This window comes from Nonomuraea sp. NPDC002799, from assembly GCF_053592075.1.
Genome location: NZ_JBSFVA010000088.1, coordinates 1 through 9,705 on the forward strand (window position 1 = coordinate 1; position 9,705 = coordinate 9,705).

General features: G+C 69.9%; 6 protein-coding genes and 1 pseudogene. All 7 read left to right on the forward strand.

What is annotated here, in order from left to right:
* Positions 1 to 1,777 (forward strand): LamG-like jellyroll fold domain-containing protein (locus tag ACWD0F_RS51145; RefSeq protein ID WP_449890294.1); only part of this gene is annotated, 1,777 nt, incomplete at its 5' end.
* Positions 1,778 to 2,011: 234 nt separating this feature from the next.
* A complete protein-coding gene (gene dnaK / locus ACWD0F_RS51150; protein ID WP_449890295.1) occupies positions 2,012 to 3,889 on the forward strand; it encodes a molecular chaperone DnaK in 1,878 nt (625 codons plus the stop codon).
* A complete protein-coding gene (grpE, locus tag ACWD0F_RS51155; protein ID WP_449890297.1) occupies positions 3,889 to 4,491 on the forward strand; it encodes a nucleotide exchange factor GrpE in 603 nt (200 codons plus the stop codon). The genes dnaK and grpE overlap by 1 nt, the downstream gene beginning before the upstream one ends.
* 22 nt (positions 4,492 to 4,513) lie before the next feature.
* Positions 4,514 to 5,701: a molecular chaperone DnaJ gene (dnaJ, locus tag ACWD0F_RS51160; RefSeq protein WP_449890299.1), complete on the forward strand. Its 1,188-nt coding sequence runs from the start codon at positions 4,514 to 4,516 to the stop codon at positions 5,699 to 5,701.
* Between the two features lie 4 nt (positions 5,702 to 5,705).
* Positions 5,706 to 6,029: pseudogene (locus ACWD0F_RS51165) on the forward strand (heat shock protein transcriptional repressor HspR); the annotation flags it as partial.
* Positions 6,030 to 6,062: 33 nt separating this feature from the next.
* Entirely contained in the window at positions 6,063 to 8,633 is a 2,571-nt protein-coding gene (gene clpB / locus ACWD0F_RS51170) for an ATP-dependent chaperone ClpB (protein ID WP_449890300.1), read from the forward strand.
* Between the two features lie 183 nt (positions 8,634 to 8,816).
* Positions 8,817 to 9,515, forward strand: a complete 699-nt coding sequence (locus ACWD0F_RS51175) for a hypothetical protein (RefSeq protein WP_449890302.1) — start codon at positions 8,817 to 8,819, stop codon at positions 9,513 to 9,515.
* Positions 9,516 to 9,705: the final 190 nt, after the last annotated feature.

A 9,705-nucleotide genomic window follows, 5' to 3' on the forward strand; every position in this document is an offset into this window, starting at 1 on the left:
GCAGATCGGCTTCAACAGCGAGCAGACCACCACCCCGTTCACCCGCACCGTCATCGCCGGCTCCGGCAACTCGATCTCGGCCCCCTCGCCGCAGAGCCTGGGCGCCGACAGCTACTCCTTCGGCTCCTGGTCCGACGGAGGCGCGGCCGGGCACAACGTCGTGGCGCCCGCGACGGCGACGACCTACACGGCGACGTACGCGCCGACGCCGGTGAACACGGGTCTGGTGGCCGCGTACGGCATGAACGAGGGCACCGGGACCACGGTCGCCGACGCCTCGGGCAAGTCGAACACCGGCACGTCCACCAACACCGCCTGGTCCAACTCCGGCAAGTACGGCCGAGCCCTGTCCTTCAACGGCTCCAACGCCTACGTCAGCGTGCCCGACTCCGCGAGCCTGCGCCTGACCACTGGCATGACCCTGGAAGCCTGGCTCAACCCCGCCACCGCCGGCGGCTACCGCACCGCCCTGATCAAACAACACGCCAGCGGCCTCGCCTACGCCCTCTGGGCCAACGCCGACAACAACCGCCCCTACACCGAGATCGCCACCACCACCGACCAGGGCCTCAGCGGAACCGCAAGCCTCCCCCTCAACACCTGGACCCACCTCACCGCCACCTACGACGGCACCACCCTCCGCCTGTTCACCAACGGCACCCAAACCGCCTCCAAAGCCGTCACCGGCACCCTCAGAACCGACACCCAAGCCCTCCGCATCGGCGGCAGCAGCCTCTGGGGCGAACACTTCAACGGCCTCATCGACGACGTCCGCGTCTACAACCGAGCCCTCACCCCCACCGAGATCCAGAACGACATGAACACCCCGATCGGCACCGCGGGACCGCCCGACACCCAGGCGCCCACGGCCCCTGGCTCGCTCACCGCGACCGGCGGCCAGGGCAGCGCCCAGCTCGCGTGGACCGCCGCGACCGACAACGTGGGCGTGACCGGCTACACCGTCCACCGCGCCACCACCTCGGGCTTCACCCCGTCGGGCGCCAACCAGGTGGGCTCGGCGACCGGCACCTCGTTCACGGACTCGGGCGTCCCCGCGGGCACCTACTACTACAAGGTGATCGCGTTCGACGCGGTCAACCTGCCGAGCCCCGCGTCGAACCAGGCCACCGCCACCATCACCGCGCCCCCGGCGAACACGGGCCTGGTGGCCGCGTACGGCATGAACGAGGGCACCGGCACCACCGTCGCCGACGCCTCCGGCCGGTCGAACACCGGCACGTCCACCAACGCCACCTGGAGCACCTCCGGCCGGTACGGCGGCGCGTTGTCCTTCAACGGCAGCAACGCCTACGTCAGCGTGCCCGACTCCGCGAGCCTGCGCCTGACCACTGGCATGACCCTGGAAGCCTGGCTCAACCCCGCCACCGCCGGCGGCTACCGCACCGCCCTGATCAAACAACACGCCAGCGGCCTCGCCTACGCCCTCTGGGCCAACGCCGACAACAACCGCCCCTACACCGAGATCGCCACCACCACCGACCAGGGCCTCAGCGGAACCGCAAGCCTCCCCCTCAACACCTGGACCCACCTCACCGCCACCTACGACGGCACCACCCTCCGCCTGTTCACCAACGGCACCCAAACCGCCTCCAAAGCCGTCACCGGCACCCTCAGAACCGACACCCAAGCCCTCCGCATCGGCGGCAGCAGCCTCTGGGGCGAACACTTCAACGGCCTCATCGACGACGTCCGCGTCTACAACCGAGCCCTCACCCCCACCGAGATCCAGAACGACATGAACGCGCCTGTCAGCTAGAGACCAATCCCCCAGCGGACCCCGGCAGCGCGCCCACCGCTGCCGGGGTCCGCATTTTGTGCACGGGTGGAACCCTCGCGGCCTCACTCCCGTTACGCGTGTTATGGCCGATTCGACGGGAATGCATGTGCGCTCATAAGGGTTGAGTCAGGTAGGCTCAAGTCGTTTGACAAAGCTGGTTCGTATCCGTAGCTTGAGTCAACCAGACTCAACTTTGACTACAAGGACGTACTCATGGCACGTGCGGTAGGTATCGACCTTGGGACGACCAACTCCGTCGTCTCCATCCTCGAGGGCGGTGAGCCCACCGTCATCGCCAACGCGCAGGGCTCGCGGACCACGCCGTCCGTGGTCGCCTTCGCGAAGAACGGCGAGGTCCTGGTCGGCGAGGTCGCCAAGCGGCAGGCCGTCACCAACGTGGACCGGACGATCCGCTCGGTCAAGCGCGAGATGGGCACCAACTGGTCGCAGGAGATCGACGGCAAGAAGTTCTCGCCGCAGCAGATCAGCGCCTTCGTGCTGCAGAAGCTGAAGCAGGACGCCGAGGCCTACCTGGGCGAGAAGATCACCGACGCGGTGGTCACCGTCCCGGCCTACTTCAACGACGCCCAGCGCCAGGCCACCAAGGAGGCCGGCACGGTCGCGGGCCTCAATGTGCTGCGCATCATCAACGAGCCGACCGCGGCGGCCCTCGCCTACGGGCTCGACAAGGAGCAGGACCAGACCATCCTGGTCTTCGACCTCGGCGGCGGCACGTTCGACGTGTCCCTGCTCGACGTCGGCCAGGAGGACGGTCACGGCTTCGTCGAGGTCAAGGCCACCTCCGGTGACAACCACCTGGGCGGCGACGACTGGGACCAGCGCGTCATGGACGAGCTCGTCAAGCGTTTCCAGAACGCCCACGGCGTCGACCTGGCCAAGGACAAGATGGCGCTCCAGCGTCTGCGCGAGGCGGCCGAGAAGGCCAAGATCGAGCTGTCCAGCCAGTCCGAGACCAACATCAACCTGCCCTACATCACGGCCTCCTCCGAGGGCCCGCTGCACCTCGACGAGAAGCTGACGCGCTCGGAGTTCCAGCGGCTGACGGCCGACCTGCTCGACCGGACCAAGGGCCCGTTCCACCAGGTCATCAAGGACGCCGGCATCAAGGTCTCCGACATCGCCCACGTGGTGCTCGTCGGCGGCTCGACCCGCATGCCCGCCGTCTCCGAGCTCGTCAAGGAGCTGACCGGCGGCAAGGACCCCAACAAGGGCGTCAACCCGGACGAGGTCGTCGCCATCGGCGCCGCTCTGCAGGCCGGTGTGCTCAAGGGTGAGGTCAAGGACGTCCTGCTGCTCGACGTGACCCCGCTGTCGCTGGGCATCGAGACCAAGGGCGGCATCTTCACCAAGATCATCGAGCGCAACACGACGATCCCGACCAAGCGCTCGGAGGTCTTCACCACGGCCGAGGACAACCAGCCGTCGGTGCAGATCCAGGTCTACCAGGGCGAGCGCGAGATCGCCTCGTACAACAAGAAGCTCGCCACCTTCGAGCTGACCGGCATCGCGCCGGCGCCGCGCGGCATCCCGCAGATCGAGGTCACCTTCGACATCGACGCCAACGGCATCGTCAACGTCTCCGCCAAGGACCTGGGCACGGGCAAGGAGCAGACGATGACGATCACCGGCGGCTCCGCGCTGCCGAAGGACGACATCGCGCGGATGATGCGCGAGGCCGAGTCGTACGCCGAGGAGGACAAGAAGCGCCGCGAGGAGGCCGAGGTCCGCAACAACGCGGACGGGCTGGCCTACCAGACGGAGAAGTTCCTCCGCGAGAACGACGACAAGGTCCCCGGCGACATCAAGACCGAGGTCAACGAGTCCCTGGACGAGCTGAAGAAGGCTCTGGAGGGCACCGACACCGACGTCATCCGCACCTCGGCGGAGAAGCTCGCCACCGTCAGCCAGAAGATGGGCTCGGCGATCTACGCCGCGAGCCAGGGCCAGCAGGCCGGCGGCGAGGGCGCTCCGCAGGACGCCTCGGCCGGTCCCGACCAGGACCAGAAGGCCGATGACGACGTCGTAGAGGCGGAGATCGTCGACGAAGACCAGCCGAAGAAGGACAAGTGATGCTGCCGCGTGACAACGGGCACGACGAGCCGGTGATCCGCGACAACCGCAAGATCGACCCCGAGACCGGCCAGGCGCGTGAAGTCCCGGCCGCACCGCAGCAGGAGCAGGAGCCGCCCGCCGAGGCGGCCCCGCGTCCGCAGGACGGCGAGCTGGCTGCCCAGCTCGCCGAGCGGACCTCCGACCTGCAGCGTCTCCAGGCGGAATACACCAATTACCGCCGCAGGGTCGAGCGCGACCGGTCCGCGGTCCGCGAGCAGGCCGTCGCGGGCGTGCTCGCGGAGCTGCTCCCCGTGCTGGACGACATCGGCCGGGCTCGCGATCACGGCGAGCTGACCGGAGGCTTCGCGAAGGTGGCGGAGTCCCTGGAGGCGGCCGTGACCAAGCTGGGCCTCAGCGCCTTCGGCCAGAAGGGCGACCCGTTCGACCCGATGGTCCACGAGGCCCTGATGCACAGCTATTCGCCCGAGGTCAGCGAGCCGACGGCGATCGAGGTGCTGCAGCCTGGATACCGGATAGGTGACAGGGTGCTGCGCCCGGCGCGGGTGGCCGTCGCCGAGCCCGAGGACGCTCCCGCCGCGTCCAATGACGACGACAACTGAGACGAAGGACGAAGGGCCGTAGATGAGCACCAAGGACTACCTGGAAAAGGACTACTACGCCGTCCTTGGTGTGCCCAAGACCGCCACCGCCGAAGAGATCAAGAAGGCGTACCGGAAGCTGGCCAGGCAGTACCACCCGGACACCAACCAGGGCGACGCGGCCAAGGAGACCAAGTTCAAGGAGGTCTCCGAGGCTTACGACGTCCTGTCCGACAACAAGCGCCGCAAGGAGTATGACGACGCGCGCACGTTGTTCGGGTCCGGGGTGGGGGCCCAGCGGCCCGGCGGTGGCGGTTTCCCGTTCGACTTCGGCGACCTGTTCGGCGGCACCGGCCAGCAGCAGCAGGGCCACGGTGCGGGCGAGCGGCTCGGCGACCTGTTCGGCGGGCTGTTCAACCGGGGCGGCGGCGGCAGCGGCTCCGCCCGCACCACGAGCGCGACCCGGCCGCGGCGCGGCCAGGACATCGAGTCCGAGGTCACGCTGACGTTCACCGAGGCGGTCGAGGGCAGCACCGTGTCGCTCAGGCTGACCAGCTCGGCCGCCTGCGCGGCGTGCACCGGCACCGGCGCCAAGGCGGGCACCACGCCCAGGGTCTGTCCCACGTGTGAGGGCACCGGCGCGGCCAGCCGCAACCTGGGCAACTTCGCCTTCTCCGAGCCCTGCCGCGACTGCAAGGGCCGCGGGCTGATCGTGGACGACCCCTGCCCCGTGTGCGAGGGCAGCGGCCGGGCCAAGAGCACCCGCAACATCCAGGCCCGCATCCCGGCCGGCGTGGCCGACGGCCAGCGGGTCAAGCTCAAGGCCAAGGGGGCGCCCGGCGAGAACGGCGGCCCCGCGGGAGACCTCTACATCCAGACCCACGTCAAGCCGCACGCCGTCTTCGGCAGGGCGGGCGAAAACCTGACGATCACCGTTCCGGTGACGTTCACGGAGGCCGCGCTCGGCGCCGAGATCAAGGTGCCGATCCTCAAGGGCCTGCCCGTCACGCTGCGCATCCCGGCGGGCACGCCCAACGGGCGCACGTTCCGCGTCCGCGGCAGGGGCGTCGCCCGTAAGGACGGCACCAAGGGCGACCTGCTCGCCAGCGTCGAGGTGACCGTGCCGAAGACGCTCGACGACAAGTCCCGTGAACTCCTCAACGAGTTCAACACCGCGACCGCGGCTGAGGACCCGCGAGATGAGCTGATTCAGCGAGCCAGAAGCGAGTAAGCCGATGGACGCCAACTATTTCGACCTGTCAGACGACACGCCTGTCTATGTGATCTCGGTGGCCGCGCAACTGTCCGGGCTCCATCCGCAGACGCTGCGGCAGTATGACCGGCTCGGGCTGGTCAGTCCTGGGCGCACGGCCGGGCGCGGCCGCCTCTACTCCACGAGAGACATCATCCAGCTCCGCGAGGTGCAGCGGCTCTCCCAGGAGGAGGGCATCAACCTCGCGGGCATCAAGCGGATCCTGGAGCTCGAGAACGAAGCTCTGCGGCTGCGTGAGGAGGTCCACCGCCTGCGCGCCGAGATGCGGATGGTCAGAGCGCTGATCCGCTACGAGCTGCCACCGGGGGCCTAGAAAGACATGGACTACAAGCTCACCCAGAAAAGCCAGGAAGCACTCTCGGGTGCCATGCGGCGCGCCGCCGCGGAGGGCAACCCGGAGATCGCGCCGGCCCACCTGCTGACCACGCTGCTCTCCCAGACCGGCGGCACCGCCGTCCCGCTGCTCGAAGCCGTCGGCGCCGACTGGCGCACGCTGCGGGCCCAGGTGGAGGAGCAGCTCGCCGCGCTGCCGAAGGCGCAGGGCTCGACCGTGGGCGCGCCGTCGAGCTCGCGCCAGCTCCTGACGGTGATGAACACCGCGGCCCAGCACGCCGGCCGCCTCGAAGACCTCTACGTCTCCACCGAGCACCTGCTGGTCGGCCTGGCCGCCGACGGCGGCCGGATGGCGGAGCTGCTCAAGTCGCAGGGCGCGACGCCGCAGGCCCTGCTCGACGCCTTCGAGAAGGTACGCGGCCACGCCCGCGTCACCAGCGAGACCCCCGAGGACACCTACCAGGCGCTGGAGAAGTACGGCGTCGACCTGACCGAGCACGCCCGCGGCGGCAAGCTCGACCCGGTCATCGGCCGCGACTCCGAGATCCGCCGGGTGGTCCAGGTCCTCAGCCGCCGCACCAAGAACAACCCGGTGCTCATCGGCGAGCCCGGCGTCGGCAAGACGGCCGTCGTCGAGGGCCTGGCCCAGCGCATCGTGGCCGGCGACGTGCCCGAGTCGCTGCGCGGCAAGCGGCTCATCTCGCTCGATCTGAGCGCGATGGTGGCGGGCGCGAAATACCGGGGCGAGTTCGAGGAGCGGCTCAAGGCCGTGCTCTCCGAGATCAAGGAGAGCAACGGGCAGATCGTGACGTTCATCGACGAGCTGCACACCGTCGTCGGCGCGGGCGCCGCCGAGGGCGCGATGGACGCCGGCAACATGCTCAAGCCCATGCTGGCCCGCGGCGAGCTGCGCATGATCGGCGCGACCACGCTCGACGAATACCGCGAGCGCATCGAGAAGGACCCGGCGCTGGAGCGCCGCTTCCAGCAGGTCTACGTGGGCGAGCCCACGGTCGAGGACACCATCGCGATCCTGCGCGGGCTGAAGGGCCGCTACGAGGCCCACCACCAGGTGCAGATCGCCGACGGCGCGCTGGTGGCCGCCGCCGCGCTGTCCGACCGCTACATCACCAACCGCTTCCTCCCCGACAAGGCCATCGACCTGGTCGACGAGGCCGCCTCGCGGCTGCGCATGGAGATCGACTCCCGTCCCGTGGAGATCGACCAGCTCCAGCGCAACGTCGACCGGATGAAGATGGAGGAGCTGGCCCTGTCCAAGGAGACCGACGAGGCCTCCGTCCAGCGGCTCGACCGTCTGCGCCAGGAGCTGGCCGACCGCCAGGAGGAGCTCAACGCCCTCGTCGGCCGGTGGGAGCACGAGAAGGCCGGGCTCAACAAGGTCGGCGAGCTGAAGAAGCAGCTCGACGAGGCGCGCGGCGCGGCCGAGCGGGCCCAGCGCGACGGCGACTTCGAGGCCGCGTCCAGGCTGATGTACGCCGAGGTGCCCCGGCTGGAGCAGGTGCTCAAGGCCGCGTCCGACGCCGCTTCGCCGGACCACGCCATGGTCAAGGAGGAGGTCGGCGCCGACGACATCGCCGAGGTGATCTCGTCGTGGACCGGCATTCCCGCGGGGCGCCTCCTGGAGGCCGAGACGGCCAAGCTGCTGCGGATGGAGCAGGAGCTGGGCAAGCGGCTCATCGGGCAGCAGCAGGCCGTACAGGCCGTCTCAGACGCCGTACGCCGCAGCCGGGCCGGGATCGCCGACCCCGACCGCCCGACGGGCTCGTTCGTGTTCCTCGGGCCGACCGGGGTGGGCAAGACCGAGCTGGCCAAGGCGCTGGCGGACTTCCTGTTCGACGACGAGCGGGCGATGACCCGCATCGACATGAGCGAATACTCCGAGAAGCACAGCGTGGCCAGGCTCGTCGGGGCGCCTCCCGGCTACGTCGGCTACGAGGAGGGCGGCCAGCTCACCGAGGCCGTCCGGCGCCGCCCGTACACCGTGGTCCTGCTCGACGAGGTCGAGAAGGCCCATCCCGAGGTCTTCGACCTCCTGCTGCAGGTGCTCGACGACGGGCGGCTGACCGACGGCCAGGGCCGCACGGTCGACTTCCGCAACACGATCCTGATCCTCACCTCCAACATCGGCTCGCAGTTCCTCGTCGATCCCACGCTGGCGAACGGCGCCAAGCGCGAGGCCGTCATGGGGGCGGTGCGCAGCTCGTTCAAACCGGAGTTCCTCAACCGGCTCGACGACGTGATCCTCTTCGAGGCGCTCGGCTCGGAGGAGCTGGCGCGCATCGTCGACCTGCAGATCGATCGCCTGGCGCTGCGCCTGGCCGACCGCAGGCTGACGCTGGAGGTCACGCCGGCGGCCCGCGAGTGGTTGTCGCTGACGGGCTACGACCCCCTCTACGGCGCCCGCCCGCTGCGCCGCCTGGTCCAGTCGGCCATCGGCGACAAGCTGGCCAAGGCCGTGTTGTCGGGCGAGGTCGTCGACGGCGACAAGGTCCTGGTGGACCTGGGCGACGACGAGCTGATCGTCCAGCGCGCCTGACCCACCGCGTTCCCGGGGCCCGGAGATCCAGGTGATCTCCGGGCCCCGGCGTTTCATGGCCCGGTCATCGGGCCGCGCTGACGGTAAGGTTCGGCCCACTCTTCGGACAAGCCGATCTCCTGCGGCCGGTGGTGTGACTACGGTCGGCGTTCGTCACATCACCGAATCGATCAGGGGCGCGAAGTGTCATCTCAGACGATCCGAAGCATCATCGCGGTGGCCACCCTGATGGCCGGCGTGAGCTGGCTCGCCCCGGCCTCGATGGCGGGCACCTGCGTGAAGCCGGAGCGCGCCCTGCTCTCCGCCACCTCGGTCGCCTCGTCCTGCGACGAGCACACCAGCCTGAGCCTGAACGACGGCGGCTCGGGCAGCAGCCGCATGGCCACCCGGGAGAGCACGAGACTGGCCATGGCCGCCGGGCACATGGCCAGGCGGATGGGCCTGACCGGTCTGGCGCGCGCCAAGTCGGCGCTCGGGGTGACCGACCTTGGCGGGATGGCGGCGAACTGGGGCATGCCCTCGCTGATCTCGGCCTCGCCCGCGTTGTTCCCCGCGGTGCCCGGCCCGATCGGCATGAAGGACCTGTCGACCACGGCCGGGGTGCCGGCCCTGCCCGCGCTGCCCGCCCTGCCGAAGGTGCCGGTGGCCAAGCAACTCCCCGCCGGCTTGTCGATCGGCCACGCGCCCTTCCACAACCGCGTAGCGGGCACCGGCATCCAGATGCCGATGGACCTGCAGGAGCCGGTGCGGAAAGTGGGCGCCGACGTCATCGGCGTCCTGCTGCCGAAGGCCGTGGAGAGCGTGGAAGGCGCCTCCATGCTGCCCGGCGGGCAGGCGGCGGCCGGTTTCACCGGGCTCGTGCACGGGCTCGGGCTGAAGTAAGGCGATCGCACCAGCTCGTCCGGGGCGCGGTGCGTACCAACTCGTCCGGGCGCGGTCGTGCCTGCCGCGCCCGGCGTTTTCGAAGGCGAGGAGTGGGGCGGCCGGCGGGCCCGCGGACCCACCGCCCAGAAGCGTGGAGCACCGCGCGCGCCCCACCCCCCCGGCGCGCCGGGCCGCGGGGCGCCCGGCC

Excerpts from the sequence above, each read along its gene's own strand:
- dnaK (WP_449890295.1), top strand. The coding sequence starts at position 2,012 with ATGGCACGTGCGGTAGGTATCGACCTTGGGACGACCAACTCCGTCGTC.
- grpE (WP_449890297.1), top strand. The coding sequence starts at position 3,889 with ATGCTGCCGCGTGACAACGGGCACGACGAGCCGGTGATCCGCGACAAC.
- dnaJ (WP_449890299.1), top strand. The coding sequence starts at position 4,514 with ATGAGCACCAAGGACTACCTGGAAAAGGACTACTACGCCGTCCTTGGT.
- clpB (WP_449890300.1), top strand. The coding sequence starts at position 6,063 with ATGGACTACAAGCTCACCCAGAAAAGCCAGGAAGCACTCTCGGGTGCC.